Source organism: Acidobacteriota bacterium (assembly GCA_039030395.1).
Lineage (GTDB): Bacteria > Acidobacteriota > Thermoanaerobaculia > Multivoradales > JBCCEF01 > JBCCEF01.
The window spans coordinates 21907-40729 of the sequence record JBCCEF010000019.1; the positions used below are offsets into that span (position 1 = coordinate 21907).

The 18823-nt window shown below is 66.7% G+C and carries 18 protein-coding genes; 6 read left to right on the forward strand and 12 right to left on the reverse strand.

The genetic code is table 11. From position 1 onward, the window contains the following. Window positions 1-123: 123 nt before the first annotated feature. From AAF481_15660 to argE, 3 genes are read right to left on the reverse strand one after another with little or no spacing between them, the layout of a single operon-like run. Window positions 124-1128, reverse strand: coding sequence for an aspartate-semialdehyde dehydrogenase (locus AAF481_15660; protein ID MEM7482613.1), 1005 nt, complete (start codon window positions 1126-1128; stop codon window positions 124-126). Beyond that, window positions 1125-2453: a formimidoylglutamate deiminase gene (locus AAF481_15665; GenBank protein MEM7482614.1), complete on the reverse strand. Its 1329-nt coding sequence runs from the start codon at window positions 2451-2453 to the stop codon at window positions 1125-1127. The genes AAF481_15660 and AAF481_15665 overlap by 4 nt, the downstream gene beginning before the upstream one ends. Beyond that, complete coding sequence (gene argE / locus AAF481_15670; protein ID MEM7482615.1) at window positions 2450-3658, reverse strand: acetylornithine deacetylase; 1209 nt, start codon at window positions 3656-3658, stop codon at window positions 2450-2452. The genes AAF481_15665 and argE overlap by 4 nt, the downstream gene beginning before the upstream one ends. A 65-nt stretch (window positions 3659-3723) precedes the next feature. Here argE and AAF481_15675 point away from each other — a divergent pair, with 65 nt between their 5' ends. Continuing rightward, a complete protein-coding gene (locus AAF481_15675) occupies window positions 3724-4260 on the forward strand; it encodes a TerB family tellurite resistance protein (protein ID MEM7482616.1) in 537 nt (178 codons plus the stop codon). A 174-nt stretch (window positions 4261-4434) separates the two neighbouring features. Here AAF481_15675 and AAF481_15680 read toward each other — a convergent pair whose 3' ends face one another. Continuing rightward, window positions 4435-4806: a CoA-binding protein gene (locus AAF481_15680; GenBank protein ID MEM7482617.1), complete on the reverse strand. Its 372-nt coding sequence runs from the start codon at window positions 4804-4806 to the stop codon at window positions 4435-4437. An 86-nt stretch (window positions 4807-4892) separates the two neighbouring features. On the opposite strand from AAF481_15680, the gene AAF481_15685 reads away from it, so the two are divergent. Beyond that, on the forward strand, window positions 4893-5285 hold the full coding sequence (locus AAF481_15685; protein ID MEM7482618.1) for a helix-turn-helix transcriptional regulator: 393 nt from the start codon (window positions 4893-4895) through the stop codon (window positions 5283-5285). Window positions 5286-5295: 10 nt separating this feature from the next. Here the strand turns inward: AAF481_15685 and AAF481_15690 are convergent, their stop codons facing one another. The 7 genes from AAF481_15690 to AAF481_15720 form a co-directional block, all read right to left on the reverse strand. Next, the gene (locus AAF481_15690) at window positions 5296-5910 is read right to left on the reverse strand and encodes a carbonic anhydrase (GenBank protein ID MEM7482619.1); all 615 of its coding nucleotides are present in this window, start codon (window positions 5908-5910) and stop codon (window positions 5296-5298) included. Window positions 5911-5947: 37 nt separating this feature from the next. Beyond that, a complete protein-coding gene (locus AAF481_15695) occupies window positions 5948-7042 on the reverse strand; it encodes a hypothetical protein (GenBank protein MEM7482620.1) in 1095 nt (364 codons plus the stop codon). A 194-nt stretch (window positions 7043-7236) separates the two neighbouring features. Further along, window positions 7237-7530: a hypothetical protein gene (locus AAF481_15700; GenBank protein ID MEM7482621.1), complete on the reverse strand. Its 294-nt coding sequence runs from the start codon at window positions 7528-7530 to the stop codon at window positions 7237-7239. Between the two features lie 48 nt (window positions 7531-7578). Continuing rightward, complete coding sequence (locus tag AAF481_15705) at window positions 7579-7950, reverse strand: SelB C-terminal domain-containing protein (GenBank protein ID MEM7482622.1); 372 nt, start codon at window positions 7948-7950, stop codon at window positions 7579-7581. Between the two features lie 18 nt (window positions 7951-7968). After that, entirely contained in the window at window positions 7969-8418 is a 450-nt protein-coding gene (locus tag AAF481_15710) for a GatB/YqeY domain-containing protein (GenBank protein ID MEM7482623.1), read from the reverse strand. 28 nt (window positions 8419-8446) lie between these two features. Then, window positions 8447-10720 carry an ATP-binding protein gene (locus AAF481_15715; GenBank protein MEM7482624.1) on the reverse strand — a complete coding sequence of 758 codons (2274 nt, stop codon included), beginning with the start codon at window positions 10718-10720 and terminating at the stop codon, window positions 8447-8449. A gap of 59 nt (window positions 10721-10779) precedes the next feature. Next, window positions 10780-11298: a DUF4390 domain-containing protein gene (locus AAF481_15720; GenBank protein ID MEM7482625.1), complete on the reverse strand. Its 519-nt coding sequence runs from the start codon at window positions 11296-11298 to the stop codon at window positions 10780-10782. 164 nt (window positions 11299-11462) lie between these two features. Between AAF481_15720 and smpB the strand changes: the two genes are divergently transcribed. Beyond that, a complete protein-coding gene (gene smpB, locus AAF481_15725) occupies window positions 11463-11963 on the forward strand; it encodes an SsrA-binding protein SmpB (protein MEM7482626.1) in 501 nt (166 codons plus the stop codon). 134 nt (window positions 11964-12097) lie between these two features. Here the strand turns inward: smpB and AAF481_15730 are convergent, their stop codons facing one another. Beyond that, window positions 12098-12610 carry a hypothetical protein gene (locus tag AAF481_15730; protein ID MEM7482627.1) on the reverse strand — a complete coding sequence of 171 codons (513 nt, stop codon included), beginning with the start codon at window positions 12608-12610 and terminating at the stop codon, window positions 12098-12100. A gap of 324 nt (window positions 12611-12934) precedes the next feature. Between AAF481_15730 and AAF481_15735 the strand changes: the two genes are divergently transcribed. The 3 genes from AAF481_15735 to uvrA all read left to right on the forward strand — a co-directional run bounded on the left by AAF481_15735 (window position 12935) and on the right by uvrA (window position 18812). Further along, entirely contained in the window at window positions 12935-14167 is a 1233-nt protein-coding gene (locus AAF481_15735; protein MEM7482628.1) for an outer membrane protein transport protein, read from the forward strand. A 27-nt stretch (window positions 14168-14194) separates the two neighbouring features. Continuing rightward, window positions 14195-15661, forward strand: a complete 1467-nt coding sequence (locus AAF481_15740) for an SGNH/GDSL hydrolase family protein (protein ID MEM7482629.1) — start codon at window positions 14195-14197, stop codon at window positions 15659-15661. A 313-nt stretch (window positions 15662-15974) separates the two neighbouring features. Then, complete coding sequence (uvrA, locus tag AAF481_15745; GenBank protein ID MEM7482630.1) at window positions 15975-18812, forward strand: excinuclease ABC subunit UvrA; 2838 nt, start codon at window positions 15975-15977, stop codon at window positions 18810-18812. Window positions 18813-18823: the final 11 nt, after the last annotated feature.

Below are 18823 nucleotides of genomic sequence, written 5' to 3' on the forward strand. Positions count from 1 at the left end.
AGGCGGCGCCGAAGGCGCCGTGGATGGGGTGAGCCCGAAAACACTGGTGTTTTCGGGTGAGGGGGCGCCTAGCCCCCTGATAAAGCTAGCAGGGAAGCTTAAATCATAGGCCGAGGGCCTATTTCAGCAACCTGCTAGCCGCTCGGCGATCTTCACGGCGTTTAGGGCCGCGCCGACGCGCAGGTTGTCGGCGACGATCCACAGCGCCAGTCCGTTCGCGACGGTGGGGTCCCGGCGGATGCGGCCGACGCGGGTCCAGTCGCTGCCGGCGGTGTCGAGGGCGGTGGGGTAGGCGAGGCGCTCGGGGTCGTCCACCACTTCCACGCCCGGCGCCTGCGCCAGGACCTGCCGGGCTGATGGCGGATCGATCGGCTGTTCCGTCTCGATCCACACCGCCTCGCTGTGGGCGAAAAAGGCCGGCACCCGCACGCAGGTGGCGTGGAGCGGCAGGTCGAAGCCCAGGATCTTGGGCGCTTCCACCCGCATCTTCCATTCTTCTTTGGTGTCGCCGTCCTCCAGGAAGACATCGATCTGCGGCAGGCAGTTGAAAGCGATGGGGTGCGGCAAGACGTCGCCGGTGGGGGCCTCGCCGGCGAGGGCCTGGCGTGAGGTCTCGCGCAGTTCGTCGACCGCCGCGGCGCCGGCCCCGGAGACGCTCTGGTAGGTGCTGGCGATCACCCGCTTCAGGCCGAAGGCGTCGTGCAGCGGCTTCAAGGCCAGGACGAGCTGGATGGTGGAGCAGTTGGGGTTGGCGATGATGCCGCGCGGCGGCCGTTCGGCGAGCACCGCGCCATTGACCTCCGGTACCACCAGGGGCACCTCCGCATCCATTCGGAAGGCGCTGGTGTTGTCGACGGAGACGGCGCCGCGGGCAGCGGCTTCGGGCAGGAGTGCACGGCTGACCGTGGCGCCGGCCGAGGACAGGACCAGGTCGATGCCATCGAAGGCGCCCGCGGCGGCTTCTTGCACGATCAGTTCCTCCCCGCGGAAGGGGAGGACGCCGCCGGCACTTCTGGCCGAGGCCAACGCGACCACCTCCCTCGCCGGAAAGTCGCGCTGCTCGAGAATCTCCAAGAGTTTTCGGCCGACCAGGCCGGTGGCTCCGAGAACGGCGACGCGGTAGGTCATCGGTCTTGCTCCAGATGGGTCCAGCGTCCGCCGACGCAGGTCGCGGCGAGCGCTTGATTGTCGCTGCCGCAGAGGAGGGCGGCGGCAAGGATGTCGGCGTCGGCGCCGGCGAGGGATGGGTGTTCGAGATCCACCAGTGCGAAGTCGGCCCAGCGGCCGGCGGCGATCTCGCCGGCGGCCAGGCCGAGGGCCTCGGCGCCGCCGCGGGTGGCCGCCGCCAGGAGATTCGGGGCGATGGCTCCGTCGCCATCGCGCAGGGCGCCGCGGCGCGCGCCGCGGAGTCGCTGGCCGTACTCCAGCCAGCGGGCTTCTTCGAGCATCGAGATGCGGGCATTGGAGTCCGTTCCCAGGCAGAGGGAGCCGGCGCTCTCCTCACCGAGCGGCGGCAAGCCGTCGCCGAGGTTGGCTTCGGTCAGCGGGCACACGCAGACGTGGGCGCCGGTGGCGAGAAAGCGCTCCAGGTCGCCGGGATCGCTGTGGGTGCAGTGGACGGCGGTGAAGCGGGAGTCCAGTTCGAGCTCGCCGAGCAGCAGTTCCATCGGCCTTGCGCCCCAGGCGGCCTCGACTTCGGCGATCTCCTGGCGCTGCTCTTCGAGATGCATGTGGAGCACCAGTCCGCGGTGGCGGGCTTGCCGGTGAAGCTCCCGCAGCATCTTCGGTGGAACTGCCCGCAGGCTGTGGGCCACCACCCCGAGGGTCTGGTCCGGCTGGCCGGCGGTCCACTCCGACAGCTCGTCCATCTGGCGCCAGTACTCGTCGAGACTCGGTGTGGCGAAACGTTTCTGGCCGCCGGCCAGCGCCTTGCCGACGCCGCCGGCGGCATAGCAGGCTTGGAGCAGGACGATGCGGATTCCCACCTCCGCCGCGGCCCGCAGGACAGCGCCGTCGAAGCGGAAATCCCTCGCCTCCGCATCCTGGTGATGCAGATAGTGGAACTCGCCGACGGTGGTGATACCGGCGGCCCGCATCTCGGCGAAGGCCTGGCGCGAGAGGGCGGCCACGGCGGCTTCGTCGAGCTCATCGACCAGGCCGTACATCGCTTCGCGCCAGGTCCAGAAGCTGCCGGCGCCGGCCGGGAAAGTCTCCCCCCGGCCGCGCAGTCCGCGCTGGAAGGCATGGGAGTGGGCGTTGACGAAGCCCGGCAGCAACGCCTTGCCGGACAGGCGCCGCAGCGGTGGGCTGGACCGCCGGTCTTCGGTCTCGCCCTCGGTGACGGCGTTTTCTGCGACGGTGGCGATGCGTCCGGTGTCGTCCACTTCCACGACGACGTTCGGCACGAAACGCCGGTTCCGCCAGGTGAGGTCCGCCTGCAGGAACTCGCTCACCGGGCGGCCCCTCCGCAGAACCGCCCGATGGTCGCTTCGAGAATGTCCCGGGCGGTCACCATTTCGGCCCGCGGCATGAACTCGTTCGGACGGTGGGCCACCTCGATCGAGCCCGGGCCGAAGATCACGCAGTCGAGACCGAGGGACTGCAGCCAGCCGGCGTCGGTGGCGTAGGACACGCTGTGCACCTCGTCGCGGCCGCTCAGCTCGCGCAGGGCGCGGGTGATCGGGGCCTCGTCCGGTACCCGCATGGGCGGGCTGTCGGAGAGCACCTCGAACCGGTGCCCGGCACCCGATGGGGCGTCGCCCGCCGCGTCGAGAGCGGCCCGGCGCAGGCGGTCGAGGAGTTGGCCTGAGTCCATGCCCGGCAGGATGCGGGCGCCGACCTCGATCACGCACCGGTCTGGCACCACATTGACGGCGGAGCCGCCCTGGACGGTGCCGACATTCAGGGCGACGAAGGGAACTTCCGGAAAGCGCTCGGCGCCGGCCGGCCGCTCATCCTCCAGATGGCGCCGTAGGGCTGCCAGCGAATCGATCACCCGGCCGCCGGCTTCGATGGCGTTCGCCCCGAGGTGCGGATAGCCGCTGTGGGCGCTCCGCCCTTCGAGGGTGACCCGAGCCTTGAGGTGTCCCTTGTGCAGGCCGACCACCCGCAGGCTGGTCGGCTCTCCGATGATCGCCGCCCGAGGCAGGGGATCCCATTCGCTCCACGAAGACCGCTGATCTTCCCAGTCGTCCACCAGGTGCTTGGCTCCGAGGGTGCCGACCTCTTCGTCGTAGGTGAAGATCAGGACGAGGGGAGCGGATAGTTTTCTGCCATCTGCGGCGCGCAGTCGATTGGACGCCAGGGCGAGAAAGCCCTTCATGTCGGCGGAGCCGCGGGCGACCAGCGAGTCGCCCTGCTCCGTCAGGGTGAAGGGGTCGCTCTGCCAGCCGTCTTCGAGGGCCGGCACCACGTCCATGTGGCCGGAGAGGACCAGGCCGGGGCGTTCGTTTGGATCTCCGATCTCCGGGCCTACGGAGACCAGCAGATTGGCCTTGCGGCCGTCCGGCGAGCGATTCTTGGCGATCCGCACTCCCGGACGGTCGAGGTAGTCGCACAAAAAGTCCACCAGCGGCAGGTTGCTCTTCGAACTGGTGGTGTCGAACGCGACGAGCCGTTCAAGGAGCTGGATGTCGCTCAAAGCGGCGGAAAAAGTCATAGCCAGCAACATAGACATTTGCGCCGACCGGCGCAAGGTTGCTCGGCCGCCGTTAGAATTCGGCCATGTCGATTCGAGATTGGTTTGGACTGAAGGGAAGTTCCAGCGAAGCCGCGTCCACCGCCGAAACGGAAACCGTTCGCAAGATCGTGGCGCGGCTCGAAGCGATCGAGCCGGACAAGGCCCGCTTCATCGCCGCCTTCGCCTACAACCTGAGCCGGGTGGCCCATGCCGATCTGTCGATCGACGCGGCCGAAACCCGGACGATGGAACGGCTGGTGGTGGAGGTGGGAAAGCTGCCGGAGGAGCAGGCGGTGCTCGCTGTGCAGATCGCCAAGAGTCAGGCGCGGCTATTCGGTAGTACCGAGAATTTTCTCGTCACCCGGGAATTCAGGGAGTTGTCGAGTGAAGAGGAGCGCCTGCGGCTGCTCGACTGCCTGTTCGCCGTTTCCGCTGCCGATGGTTCGATCTCCGGCCAGGAGGAGGCGCAGATCACCTCGATCGCCACGGAACTGGGATTCACCCGCCGCCAGATGGTCGAGGTGCGCTCCCGCTGGAACGACCAGCGGGCCATCCTTCAGCGGCCCCCTGACAGCGCCTAGAAGGGTGTTGATTTCTACTGACTGCTGACATGCGACCCAGCCCAGAGGGCTCGGCGGCAGCTTGGCTGCCGAGGACGGGGTGAGCCCGTAGGGCGAGGGGGCGCCCAGCCCCCTAGAAACGAACAACTAGCAGGCGTGCTGAAATGATCGGCGAAGCCGCTCTTCAGCTCCCTGCTAGGGAAACTGCGACGGACTGAGGCCGATGGCGACGATGGCGCAGGCCTGGCGCACGAGAATGCCCATCTCCTTCGCTTCCGCCAGCAGCTCCGGCGTCCAGGTGCCGGGATTGAAGTAGACCCCTTCCGGCGACTCCCGCTCGGCGATCGCCGGCAGCAGCGGCCGCAGGAGATTCGGGGCCAGGTAGAGGGCGATGCGGTCCGTCGGGCGAGCGTCGGCGAGCGATACCGCCGCTTCGACTCCCTCGATCTCGCCGCCCTTGGGGTTGATCGGCACGACCTCCCAGCCTTCGTGCTGGTAGGCCCGAACGCACTTGTTTCCGAACTTCGAACGGTCCGTCGATGCTCCGACAATGGCGATGCTCTTCATGGAGCCATGGTCTCCGATGGCCGAGGGATCTGTAAAGGCCCAAAGGCTCCGGGGAAAGGAGCCGGCGTGCTGGCTATACTGGACCGATGAGTGACTCGACCACCCAGGACCGCGCCGCCGAGCTGCTGCGGAAGCTCCTCGCCGAGCGCAATCTCTCGGCGGATCGCGTCGCCGTGTCGGCCGAGGTGCCGCTACCCGTCGTTCACGACCTGCTCGCCGGCCGCCAGGTGCTGGATCTGGCTGTTCTGGAGAGGATCCTGCGTTCGCTGGAGATCGAGCCGCAGGCCTTCTTCGGCCGGCTCTATGCTCCGCCGGATGGGACTGCGCCTTTGCCCTCCGCCGCCGAGCCCGACCTGACGCCATCGGACGAACCCCTGGCGCGGCAAGAAGTGGAGGCGCTGGTGGCCGACCTGCGGGGCAAGGTGCGGGGCATGGTGCGGCTGTTGGATGCGGAGAAGGTGCGCGACGAGCGGGGTTGAACGGACTTCCTCAGGCCTCCTCCGGCCGCCCGTCCAAGAACTCCACCCGGCCCGTCGCCAGCGAATACTCCGCCCCCACCACCCGTAGGCCGTCGTCGGCGATCAAGCCGGCGAGGACTTCGGAGTCCGTGCGTAGGGTATCGGCGGCGGCCCGGACGTTGGCACGGACCGCCCGCGGGAGGCTGCTGTCGGAAAGCGCGATGCCGGCGACGGCCGGCCGGATCCTGGAGACGATCGCGCCGAGGTGGGGAGAGCCACCGACGGCGGACGGGTCGTCCAGGGTCGCCAGGGTGGCCTGGACGGCGCCGCAGCCGGAATGCCCCAGCACCACCACCAGGCGGGCGCCGAGAACGTCGGTGGCGAACTCGACGCTGCCGATGACCTCCGGCGCCGCCACGTTGCCGGCGACGCGCACGACGAACAGATCGCCCAACCCCTGATCGAAGACGGTCTCCGGCGGCACCCGCGAGTCGGAGCAGGAGAGGACGACGGCGAAGGGCGCCTGGCCGGCGACGAGCTGGTCGCGGCGGTCAGGACGGTTGCGGACGGCGGATTCGGGAGCGCCGGCGACGAAACGGCGGTTTCCCTCGCGTAGGCGAATGAGGGCTTCACGGGCGGCGTTCATCGCCGCAGTGTATCGAGGATCTGGAGGTCGGTGAGAGTCAGGAGGTCGGCCGGAACCGTAGGGTGCGGTCCCGTTGCGCGCGCTGCAGATAGCCGGTGAGGTCGCGCACCAGGGCGGTGTCCGCCTGGCGCAGAGCGACCGACTCGCGGAACAAGATCAGCGCGGCGATCATCCCTTGATGGAGCGACCGCGCCTGGAAGATCGGGATCATCGCCTCCAGCAGTTCCCGCATGCGGAAGGGGTCGCCGGCTTCCAGGTAGATGACCGCGAGATCGAGCGAAACGAGGGCCGCGTCGTAGGCCATGCCGCGGTCGAGGAACCCCTGGCGGACCGCTCGTAGGCCCTGCTCCGCTTGGGTTTCGCGGCCGAGTTCGAGGTTGATCTCGGCCACCATCCAGTCCAGGCGGAGCAGGTTGATGTGGTCCCCCAGGCGCTCGTAGAGCCGTCGGATGTCCGCCACCAGGGCGTGTGCGGCGATGCTGTAGCCGGTACCGTTGAGGGCGTTGATCAGGTTGTGGGCGCACAACACGAAGGTGCGCGGATCGTCCTCTGGCCGGAGGAGCGGCACGGCCTCGCGCAGCACCCGCAGGGCGCTCTCCGGGCGGTTCTCGAACAGCAAGAAACTGCCCTTGACGACCAGGGCGCGGCCGAGGGCCGGCTGAATGCGTCCGCGGCGGTAGATCGTAATCGCGTCCTCCAGCCGCCGGTGGGCGGCCTCGAAACGCTGCTGATCCTTGAGCAGCGAGGCTTCCAATTCGGCGCAGCGAGCGGCCAGGCGGCGATCGCCGGTGCCGCGGCGCAGGAAAGATCGGGCTTGACCGAAGGCTTTCTCGGCGCCGTGCGGGTCGCCGTAGACCCTCAGCGCGTTGCCGTGACGCGCCCAGCAGCGCCCGAGGAGGTCGCTCAGTCGACTCGGGCCGAAGGCGCTCGCATCGAGTCCCTCGGCAACGGCGATGGCGAGGGCGGTGTTCTCCTGGGCAGCGCCCGGATCGTCGAGGATCCGGGCGGCGGCTTCGGCGAGGAAGTGTTCGGCGAGATCGTCGCGATGAAAGCGTGGATCCTGCTGAATCCGCCGCACTCGATGGGCGATGGGGCGGGTGCGCAGCGCGGCGAGCAAGGTGTCTATCTCCACCGGGCCCTGATCCAGAGAGTCGTCTCTCGGGAAGTTGGGGGCGGGCGCGGCGGAGCCTGTAGTCATTAGGGGTCGGTGTTTAGGTATGTAGGATTCTGGAGGTGTAGTTCGATCCGAGTCCTCGATCCAGCGTGATTTTTACCGTCGCCTCGAAGTACGGCGAGAGAGACGGGATGTTTTGATTCCGCTCGGCTCTACGGGTTGGCGCCGGGCTTGTGGGTGTGGCCGTTCGGGTCGACCCCCGAGCCTGGAGAATCGCGTGGTCCCTGCTTGTCCCCTCGGATGGTCGAGCGCACCCGATCCCACAGAGCTTCGATGGCGTCGAGCACATCGAGCCCGCCGGAGCGTTCGACGGCCTTGACGGTGGTTGTGCGTTCAGAGGGTCCGTCGGGGCGGGCGGCACCGAGCGCCGGTGCGGTCGAGAGAATCGCCAGGCTGGCGATCAAAGAGACGATGAGGACGAGCCGCGGGAGAAATCTTTTCAGCATCTTCAACCTCCGATGCCAGAGCGATGGACGAAGCGACACTGCATGGGACTATAGCATGCCGCCCGCCGTTCGCCGGTGCTCCGCTCCTTCCCGCCGGGTCCAGCCCTGGGCGTCGAAATGTTCGAGAACCGGAATAGCCCATCGGCTGGTGAGGCCAAGTCTCTGCTTGACATCGCGCGCCGTAAAGCTCTCGCGTTCGCTGGCGAGGAGCTTCCGCCAGAGCGTTTCGAGGGCCGCGGTGGAGGCGACGAGATCGTTTCTCAGCACCACCAGCCGCTTCTCCTGCACCAGGCGCCGCACCACGCCCTCGACGATCGCGGGATTCTCCCCGAGTTCCCGCGCCGCCTGCTTCGGCGCCGGCGCCGGGATGCCCGCTGCCTCGTAGTGGGCGGCCAGGCGGTCGAGGAGCGGCTCGTTCACGCGGCGAACACCTGCGGCCTATGGAGCGAGGATTTCGCGCGCCAGGCGGCTGACGGTGGAGCCATCGGCCCGAGGGCCGAAGCGAGCGAGGGTTTCCTTCATCACCACCCCCATCGCCTTGGGGCCCTCGAGGCCGGAAGCCGCGAGAATCTCTTGGATCGCCGCGCGAATCTCTTCTTCCGGTACCGCCTGCGGCAGGTACGCCTCGAGGTAGGTAATCTCGCGCTCTTCTTTCTCCGCCAGCTCCTCGCGGCCGCCGTCGCGGTACTGCTGGGCGGCGTCTTTGCGCTGCTTGACCCCCTTGCGCACCAGGTTGTCGAAGGTCGCGTCGTCCACCTCGTCGCCGCTGCGGATGGATTCGTTCTTAATCTCCGTCAGCAACATGCGAAGGGTGCCGAGGCGCTCCTTGTCGCCGGAGCGCATGGCGTCTTTGAGGTCGTTCTGGATGGTTTCTTGGGGTGTGCTCATGGCCGCAGTATAGGGCCGGTACGGTCTGCTAGGAAGGCAACTCAATGGTGAAAATGGTTCCGTGTGGCTCGTTGGCCTCGACGCGGATCGTGCCGTGGTGCTCGGTGATGATGCGCTGCACGATCGACAGGCCGAGGCCGGTGCCGCGGCCCTTGGTGGAGAAGTGGGGCAGGAACAGCTTGCCGCGTGCCTCCACCGGCACGCCGCGACCGCTGTCGGCGACGTGGATGTACAGCGTTCCCGTCCGGCGCTCCGCGGACACCTCCACCACTCCCGGCGCATCGGTCGCTTCGAGGGCGTTGTCGATCAAGTTGATCAGGGCACGCTTGATCTGCTCCGCGTCGAGCTGAGCGGCCGGCAGCTCCGTGGGGATGTTGCCGCGCACGGCGACGCCGGGCTTCAGATCTCGGTAAAGGTGGATGGTCTCGTGGATCAGCCGACGCACGTCGACGGAGGTCGGCCGCGGCCCCGGCATGCGGGCATAGCGCGAAAACTCGTCGACCATCGACTGCATCGAGGCGACCTCGCGGGTGATGATCTCGACCGCTTCTTCGAGCGCCTTGCCGAGGGCTGGATCCTCTTGCCGGGACTTGTACAGCAGCCGTTCGGCGGACAGCTTGATCGGGGTGAGGGGATTCTTGATCTCATGGGCGATGCGCCGGGCGGCTTCGTTCCAGGCGGCGAGCTGCTGCGCCTTGATCAGCTCCGTCAGGTCTTCGAGAACGATCACCCGGCCGGACTCTCCCTCGCCGGGGGCGCCCTCTTCCTGCTCCGACTCACCGTCGTCGATCGCCGTGACCTTGGCATCGAAGGTCTTCCACTCACCGCCCAGCACTAGGTGCAGCTCGCGGGCGAGGTGACCGTTCTCGAGCTCCTCGCTCAACAGGTCGGCTACCTTGCGCCGTTCCGGATCGCGCCAGGCGTCCGCCGCCGCCAGCCCGATCACCTCGCTCTCGCGCTGTCGCAACATCCTCAAGGCGGCGCCGTTGCAGGTGAAAATGCGGCCCGCGGCGTCGGTGGAGATGACCCCCGCCGCAACGTTTTCGAGCACCGCGCCAATCAGCGCCCGCTCTTCGGCCAGGCGCTCGTTGGCCGCCACCAGTTCGAGGTTGCTCTGTTCGATGACCTCTTTGTTGCGCTTGAGCTCCTGGGTCATGCGGTTGAAGGAATCCACCAACACGCCGAGTTCATCGTCGGCGGCCACTTCCACCCGATGGTCGAGATCCCCCAGGCTGATGCGGCGGGTGCCGTCGGCCAGCGCCTGGATCGGCACCGTCACCCGCCGGGCGAGGTAGAGCCCCACCCAAGACGAGGCGAGGAGGATCAACAGCGTCACCATCAAGAAGGTGAGCAGGTGGGATGCCTTGAGGTCCTCACGCTGCACTTCGAGCTGGCGATAGCTCTGGCTGGCGTCGATCAAACGCTCCGTCTTCTCCGCCAGGCTCGGGGCCATCAGAGCGCCGGCGACCACGATCGGTCGCGGTGGCGGCGCCGCCTGGTCGCCGCCGGATTCGTCCGGTGCCGGTGCCGGTGGACCGGCGGCGGCCGCCAGGATCAAACGCCCCGACTGGCCGGGCACCTGGCGGACCGGCCGGACTGCCCAGCCGGTGGCCGCGGCGTCCGACAAGAAGTCCGCGGGTAGTTCCGGAAGGTCGGTGATGCCCGCCTGCGGATCGATGGCGGCCTGGATGAACACCCGCTCGTCGTAGACCGCCACCATGGCGAGGTTGGTGGTCTGGAGCCGCTGGCGCAGCAGATCGCCCAGCTCCGGCCGCTGTTGGGGATCGGCGAGATCGATCGGCCGGATGTCCTGGAGGAGCTGAGAAGCGTCTCGCAGGGTGCCCTTTTCGATCCGGCTCACCAGCTCCTCGGCGACCGCGGCCCCCTGCTCCAGGACCTCCTGCACCGGCGCCGTGAACCAGCGGTCGACGGATCCTTGGAGCAGCTCCGTCGCGATGGTGAACAGCAGCAGGACGGGGATCAGCGACAGGCCGATGAAGGTCAGCACTAGTTTGACTTTGAACTTGGAGCCGAGCATGCGGTGGCGCCGCTCCACCATCAGCTTGAACAGGTTGCGCAGCAGAACGAACAGGATGACGACGATCAGGATGATGTCGACGTACCAGAGAACGAACAGCAACACCTGATTGTTGGCGAGAAAGGACGGCAGATCCCGCGTGCGCTGGAAGAAGTAGAGGACCCCGACGAAGAGCACCAGCAGGACCAGGAGGCCGCCGACCACCCAGCGGGCGTCGCTCCGCTGGGGCCGCCGCCGGCGACCCTTGAAATCGTGGGCCGGCACGGAATCGGCCGGATCGGGGGCTGGCTGAGGGGCGTTCACATGGTTCCCTGGGCGGTGCCTCAAGCGCCGTCCGGCAGAGCGTTCTTGGTGCGGAACTTCTTCGATTCGCCCCAATCGGTCTTGATGGTAACGGGGATGAAGGACAAGAGGGTCTTGGACCCCATTTCGGCCCGTACCCGGACGATCAGGCGCCAGCTACTCGGAAACTCGTCGAGCTCGAAGGCCGGCAGCCGGATGACGCGGGTCATTTCCCGTTCCAGGTCCGCGAGATCCGTCACCCCACGGCTCTCCACCAGCTTGCCGCCCAGCTTGGTGTTGACCAGGTACTCGCGCGCGACGGCGTCGTACATCGCCACCACCTGAAGGGTGGTTTCCCGCATCGGTCGGTCGTACCAGCGCTTGCGGTCCTTGCGCAGTTCGAGGCGGTAGACGAAACCGGTCGGCAGCCCGCTCTGAATGCGGTCGAGAAAGCGCTCGTCGAAGGCCTCGGAGAGCTCGAAATCGATCAGCGCGCGGTTCTCCTCGACGGTGACCACCGGCTTGGAGATCTCGGCGCCGAAGGTTGCGGTCGCGGGCAAGGCGAACAGGATCAGACAGCAGACGAAGATTGGCCGCATGAAGACGAAAACTGTAGCAGGTTCAGGGTGATGAGGATTGTATTCGCCGGCTGGAGTATGATTCCTGGCCTTCCTGCCGCTATCTGGGACGGAGTGCCGAGCGGAAAAGCAGAAGAGGAGTGGTCATGGCGGGTTCGAAAGCAGGGCGAAAACCTCAGAAGGTGGGGGACAAGATCATCTTGGCCCGCAATCGCCGTGCGCTCCACGACTACGAGGTGCTGGAGACCTTCGAAGCGGGCATGGTGCTCGCCGGCACGGAGGTCAAGGCGGCGCGGGACGGCAAGGTGCAGCTCAAAGACGCCTACGTTGACGTGCGCAACGGCGAAGCCTGGCTGGTCGGTGCCCACATCAGCCCCTACAGCCACGGTAACCGCCAGAACCATCCGGCAGATCGCGACCGCAAGCTGCTCCTGTCGCGGCGCGAACTGGACCGCATCTACGGCCGTACTCAACTCAAAGGACAGACGGCGATCCCGCTTTCCGTCTACCTGCGCGGCAATTGGCTCAAGTTGGAAGTGGCCCTCGCCCAGGGCAAGAAGCACTACGACAAGCGCGAGACGGTGAAGAAGCGCATCCTCGACCGCGAGGCCGAAGCCGCCATCAAGGGCGGCTCCGCTCACCGCTGAGTTTGGCGGCTCCTCCCACCGATAGAGAATCGACCGGCGACCGAATCCGAAGGGCGAGGCGGCAGCATAGCTGCCGTGGATGGGGTGAGCCCGAAGGGCGAGGGGCGGACCGCGGGCGGGCGCCCAGCACCCTGCTAGCTAGGCAACGCCGAGCTGTCGAAGTCCGATTCCGTGCCGGAATCTTCCTGGCGGCGCTTCTGTCCGCCGGTGCGGTGAATGTGCTCCAGGGCAGTGGTGCCGCCGTACTTGGCGGCCAGGTGGTCGTCGTACTCGTCGGCGGCATAGGCCACCGCGGCGATGGCGTCGAGCAGCTTGCGGGCATCGAGATCGCGGCCGAACACCGAGTGGGCGAAGAAGATGTCGTCGCCGAGCATCGAGAAGGAGCCGAAGGGAAGCTCGTGATTGAGGGCGAGGAGTTCACCGGCCAGATCCGTCGACATCTTCACCCCTTGCACGCAGAAGGACGTGATCTTGACCGAGGCTTCCTTCGGGCCGTAGGCGTCGACGCAGATTTCGAGCACCGTGCTGCCGTAGCGCACGTAGAAGTTGCCGGCGTCCTCGTCGTGCACCGGATCTTCGAAGAAGTCCGGCAGGTAATCCTCCACCCGGCGATAGGTTTCCTCGTGGATTTCGTGCTGGAATTCCATCCCTTGCCTCCCCTTTCGAGGTTCACTCTAGCAGCTTCCCCGGAAAGGTGTGCCGCCTCGGGAAAAGCTTTGTAAACATTGACAGATTTGGGTTTTCTCCACTACTGTCAGAGGCTGAGTCAGAAGTCAGCCGAACCATCGATGTATGAATGCCGTCCGCCGGGCAATTCCCGCCGGGCACTCGACGAAGAAGGGTGGGAGCCGCGATTTCGACTTGATCCGTTCAGCAATGATCAACGCAGTCAAGAGGAGCTTGGGATGAGCAGGAGATCCAGTCAGTCCGCGGTTCGTTCGGCCTTGGTCGTAGGGGGAGTTTGCGTTCTGATGGCGCTGCCCGCCTTCGGCGCGGGCTTCGGTATCTTCGAGCAGGGTTCCAAGGCCATGGGAACGGCCGGCGCTTTCACGGCCCAGGCCGACGACCCCTCGGCGATGTTCCACAATGTCGCCGGCATCGCGTTCCAGGAGCGCGGCTTCGCCGCCGGTTTCACCTGGATCCGCGGCAGTGAGGCGAGCTTCCAGGGCACCTCCTCCTTCCCCGGACCGGGGGTCGAGGCGGAGCAGGAAACCCTGTCGGAATTCCCGCCTCACGCCTACTGGGTGCAGCCGATGAACGACACCTGGACCTTCGGACTGGGGATCAACGCCCCCTTCGGCCTGACCACCGAGTGGGCCGAGGATTTCCCGGGCCGCTTCGTCAGCCGCAAGGCGGCGCTGCGGGCGATCGACATCAACCCGGCCCTCGGCTGGCAGGTGAGTGACAACTTCGCCATTGGCTTCGGCGCCGTCGCTCGCTTCACGGACGTCGAGTTGGTGCAGCACATCGCCACCTTCAATCCGCTCACCCTGCAGACTTCGGATGTCGGCGTGCTGAACCTGAAGAGCGATTTCGAGACCGGCTTCGGGTTCAACGTCGGTTTGCTGCACCGGGTGGGTGATTTCTTCTCCTGGGGCTTGTCCTACCGCAGTTCTGTGGACGTGGATTACGCCGGCGACGGCGAACTTTTCCAGCGCTTTACCGGCACGCCCTTCGACGCCGCCGTGGCGGCCGGTCTGCCCTTCGGTCAGGACCTGCCGATCGAGGCGGGGCTCGAGTTTCCGGAGATGGCAAGCCTCGGTTTCTCCTTCGGCCTGACCGAAAACCTCACCCTCTTGACGGACATCAACTGGACCGGTTGGAGCAGCTTCGATGAGCTGACTATCGACTTCACCAACGACGATCTGCCGGACACCACCCGCGAACAGGAGTGGGAAGACGTCAACAACTACCGGGCAGGCCTATCCTGGAAGAGCCCCGGCGGCTCCGAGTGGCGCTTTGGCTATGTGTTCGACGAGACGCCGCAGCCGGAAGAGGCGGTCAGCCCGCTGCTGCCCGATGCGGACCGCAACGGCTTCACCATTGGCTACGGTCACCAGGGCAACAAGTATGTGGTCGACGTCGCCGTGATGTATCTGGACTTCGACGAGCGCAGCCGGGCCCGCAGCTTCGCCGGCGAAAGCGACTTCTTCGGCACCTACCAAAACAAAGCCTGGCTGTTCGGCGTGACGGTGAGCCGCTAGGCCCAGGGGCACAAGGAGACGATGATCATGAAGAAGAACCTCGGGATCGTCGCGGCCCTCGCCGTGACCCTGCTCGCCGCCCTCTCCCTGACCGGTGCTGCCCTGGCGCAGAACACCGGCAACGCGGACTTCACCCGCTACGTCGCCGTCGGCGACAGCCTGACCGCCGGCTTCGCCTCGAGCGGTTTGCACGCCGATGTGCAGGCTCTGAGCTACCCGGCGCTGATCGCCCGCCAGGCGGGTGCCCCGGACTTCCAGCAGCCGCTGGCCGGCGCGCCGGGTATTCCGCCGCTCTTGGCCATCCAGAGCCTCGGTCCGGGCGCGCCGGTGATCGTGCCGCGGGCCGCCCAGCCGGGACCGCCCCTGAACCTCGGATTGCCGCGCCCCTACAACAACATGGCGGTGCCGGGCTTCACCGTGACGGACGTGGTGACCACCCGCACCGGCAACGGCATCATCGATCTGGTGCTGCGCGGCCTCGGCACCCAGCTCGAGCTGGCGGCGGTGCAGCAGCCGACCTTCGCGAGCGTTTGGATCGGCAACAACGACGTCCTGGGTGCCGCCACCAGCGGCATCGTCATCGATGGCGTGACCCTCACCCCGGCGGCGCAGTTCGAGTCCGACTACCGGCAGATCCTCGGCACCCTGGCGGCGGTCGGAGCCAATATGGTGGTAGCGACCATCCCGAGCGTCACCAGCATTCCCTTCGTTACCACCCTGCCGCCGGTGGTAGTCGATCCGGCCACCAGTCAGCCGGTGATCCTCAACGGCGCGCCGGTACCGCTGATCGGCCCGAGCGGCCCCCTCGGCCCCGGCGACCGGGTGCTGCTGACGGCGAGCGGCTTCTTGGCCCAGGGCTTCGGCATTCCGGCGCAGCTCGGCGGCAACGGCCAGCCGCTGCCCAACGAAGCGGTGCTCGACGCTGATGAAGTGGCGACCATCGAAGCGCGCCTCGCCCAGTACAACGACGCGATCCGGCGGGCCGCGACGGATTTTGGAGCGGCTCTGGTGCCGGTCAACTCCATCTTCAGCGACATCGCCAGGAACGGCTATGACGCCGGCGGCGGTATCGTCTACACGACGGACTTCTTGACCGGCGGCATCTTTTCCTACGATGGCGTCCACCCGACGCCCTTCGGCTATGCGCTGGTGGCCAACGAATTCATTGCGGCGATCAACGCCAGCTACGGCGCCAGCATCCCGGCGGTGGATCTCTTCCCCTTCATCTTCGGGGCGGAAGCCAACGCCGGCGCCACCATCCCGTCCGCCTCAAGCTTGACCGGTGCCGTGTTCAGTCAGGCCGCGGCAACGCAGCTCTTCACTGCGCTGCGCATCACCGGCGAAAGCCGTCAGATCGACAACCGCCCGCGGCGCCCGCGGCGCCCCCGCCGCCCGGTCGGTGGCGATAGCCCCGGCGACGGCGACTTGAATCCGGTGGACCCGCGCGGCGAGGTGGATTTCCACCCCCGCGGCCCCGGCCGCATCCGCCCGTAGCGGACAGAGAGTGTCCAGCAGGACACCCACGGGAGTCCCCTCGGGCTCCCGTTGCTCGATAGCCTCTTCCGGAAGCTAATGAGAGTGCTGGCACCTCCAGAAGCAGGCTGCTGAAGAAACATTCCATCCTTCAGCAGCCTGTTCCGAGCCCGAAGGGCGAGGCGGCGCCGGCGGCGCCGAGGACGGGGTGAGCCCGAAAAGTCTTTATTTTTCGGGCAAGGGGGCGCCCAGCCCCCTCGGAAAGAAAGCTAGCAGGGCAGCTGAAATCCTAGGGCGCAGCCCTTTTTCAGCAACCTGCTAGAGTTCTCGGCCCATGGATTTGATCCGCATTCGCGGCGCTCGCGAGCACAATCTCCAGAACATCAGTCTCGACATTCCCCGCAACCAGTTGGTGGTGGTGACCGGGGTGTCCGGATCCGGTAAGTCGAGCCTCGCCTTTGACACCTTGTTCGCCGAAGGACAGCGGCGCTATGTCGAGTCCCTCTCGGCCTATGCGCGGCAGTTTCTCCAGCAGATGGAGAAGCCCGATGTCGACGCCATCGAAGGGCTGTCGCCGGCCATTTCCATCGAGCAGAAGTCGGTGTCGAAGAACCCGCGCTCGACGGTCGGCACGGTGACCGAGATCCACGACTATTTACGCCTGCTCTATGCCTCCGTCGGGGTTCCGCATTGCCCTTCCTGCGGCAAGGTCATCCGGCCGCAGACGGTTCAGCAGATGGTCGATCGGGTGATGTCCCTCGACGAGGGCACGCGCATGGTGGTCTACGCGCCCTATGTGCGCGGCAAGAAGGGTGAGTACAAGAAGCAGCTTGCCCAGATGGCGCGGGAAGGCTTCGTGCGGGCGCGGGTCGACGGCGAGATCGTCGATCTGAGCGGCGAGCCGCCCGCCCTCGACAAGCAGAAAAAGCACATCATCGACATCGTCGTTGACCGCCTGGTGATCAAACCGGGCATCGAGAAGCGCCTGGCGGACTCCGTCGAGACGGCGCTGAAGGTGGCCGACGGTCTGCTGGTGATCGCTCCCCAGGGCGCCGCCGAGGAAACCCTGTCGCAGAGCTGGTCATGCTCCGACTGCGGCACCGGTTTGACGGAGATCACGCCGCGCCTCTTCTCCTTCAACAGTCCCTACGGCGCCTGCCCGACCTGCTCCGGCCTGGGCTCGATCAGTGGGGTCGACGAGGACAAGGTGATCGCCGATCCGGAGCGCTCGATCGACGCCGGCGCGGTAGCCGCCTGGCCGGCCAGTTCCAATTCCATGAGCATGCGGATGGTGGCGAACATCGCCAAGGCGATGAACTTCTCGCTAAAGACGCCCTGGAAGAAACTGCCCAAGAAGGTACGGCAGGTGTTGCTACACGGTAGCGGCTCGAAGGAGATTGACTTCAGCCTGAAGAGCGAACGGTCGAGCTACCGCTGGAAAGGCAAGTTCGAGGGCATCCTGCCGCGGCTGGAACGGCGCTATCGAGAGACCGACTCCGCCCACGTCCGCGCCTCGATCGAGAAGTTCATGTCCGTCCACACCTGCCCGGACTGCGCCGGCCGCCGCCTGCGGCCGGAGGCGCTGGCGGTCAAAGTGCACGGCCGTTCCATCGACGAATTGGGGCGCTTCTCGGTGCTCGAACTCGAAGCCTGGGTAGCGGCCCTCGAATTCGACGAGCGCGAACGGGCGATCGCCTCCAAGGTGATCCAGGAGGTGCACGACCGGCTGCGCTTCCTGGGCGATGTCGGAGTCGGCTACTTGAACCTGGAGCGCTCTTCGGCCAGCCTCTCCGGCGGCGAGAGCCAACGCATCCGCCTGGCCACCCAGATCGGCAGCAAACTGATGGGGGTGCTGTACGTGCTGGACGAACCGTCCATCGGCCTCCACCAGCGGGATAACGCCCGCTTGATCCGCACCCTGCGGGACATGCGCGACCTGGGCAATTCGGTGCTGGTGGTGGAGCACGACGAGGACACCATTCGCGAGGCCGACTGGGTGATCGATCTGGGCCCCGGCGCCGGTGTCCACGGCGGAGAGGTGGTGGCCGCAGGCACCCCGAAGCAGGTGGCGCGGGCGAAGAAATCCCTCACCGGCATGTACCTGCGCGGCGAAATGGAGGTTCCCATCCCGCCCGAGCGGCGCCAGGCGACCGGTGCGCTGAAGGTCCTCGGGGCGCGAGAGAACAATCTCAAGGACCTCGACGTGACCTTCGACCTCGGTTGCCTGAACGTCGTCACCGGAGTGTCCGGCTCCGGCAAGAGCACCCTGGTCAACGACATTCTCTACAAGGCCCTCGCCAAGCACTTCTACCGCGCCGGCGACCGCCCGGGGAAACACATGGCGGTGAAGGGCTTGGAGAAGATCGACAAGGTCATCGCCATCGATCAGAGCCCCATCGGTCGCACTCCGCGCTCCAATCCGGCGACCTACACCAACGTCTTCAACCACATCCGCAACCTGATGGCGAAGACCCCCGAGGCGCGAATGCGCGGCTACGCCCCCGGGCGATTCAGCTTCAACGTCAAGGGAGGCCGCTGTGAGGCCTGCTCCGGCGATGGGCAGATCAAGATCGAGATGCACTTCCTGCCGGACATCTACGTCACCTGTGAGGTTTGCGGCGGCAAGCGCTACGACCGGGAGACGCTGCAGGTGTTGTACAAGGGTCTGTCGATCGCCGACATCCTGGCCCTGCCGGTGGAGCAAGCGCGGGAGGTGTTCCAGAACATTCCGGCGATCGAGCGGGTGCTCGCCACCTTGGACGAAGTGGGCCTCGGCTACATTCGGCTGGGGCAGCCGGCGACCACCCTTTCCGGCGGCGAGGCACAGCGAGTGAAGCTGGCCCGGGAGCTTTGCAAGCGCTCCACCGGCCAAACCCTCTACCTGCTCGACGAACCCACCACCGGCCTGCATTTCGACGACGTCGGCAAGCTGCTGCGGTTGCTGCACCGGTTGGTGGATCTGGGGAACACGGTGGTGATCATCGAACACAACCTGGACGTCATCAAAATCGCTGACCGCATCATCGATCTCGGTCCCGAGGGCGGCGCCGGGGGCGGTGAGCTGATCGCCGCCGGCAGTCCGGAGGCGGTGGCAGCGGTGGCGGAGAGTTTCACCGGGCAGTACCTCCGCCGCACCCTCGAAGGCCGCGAGCAAGCCCGCGAGGCGAGCTAACGCATTCGATT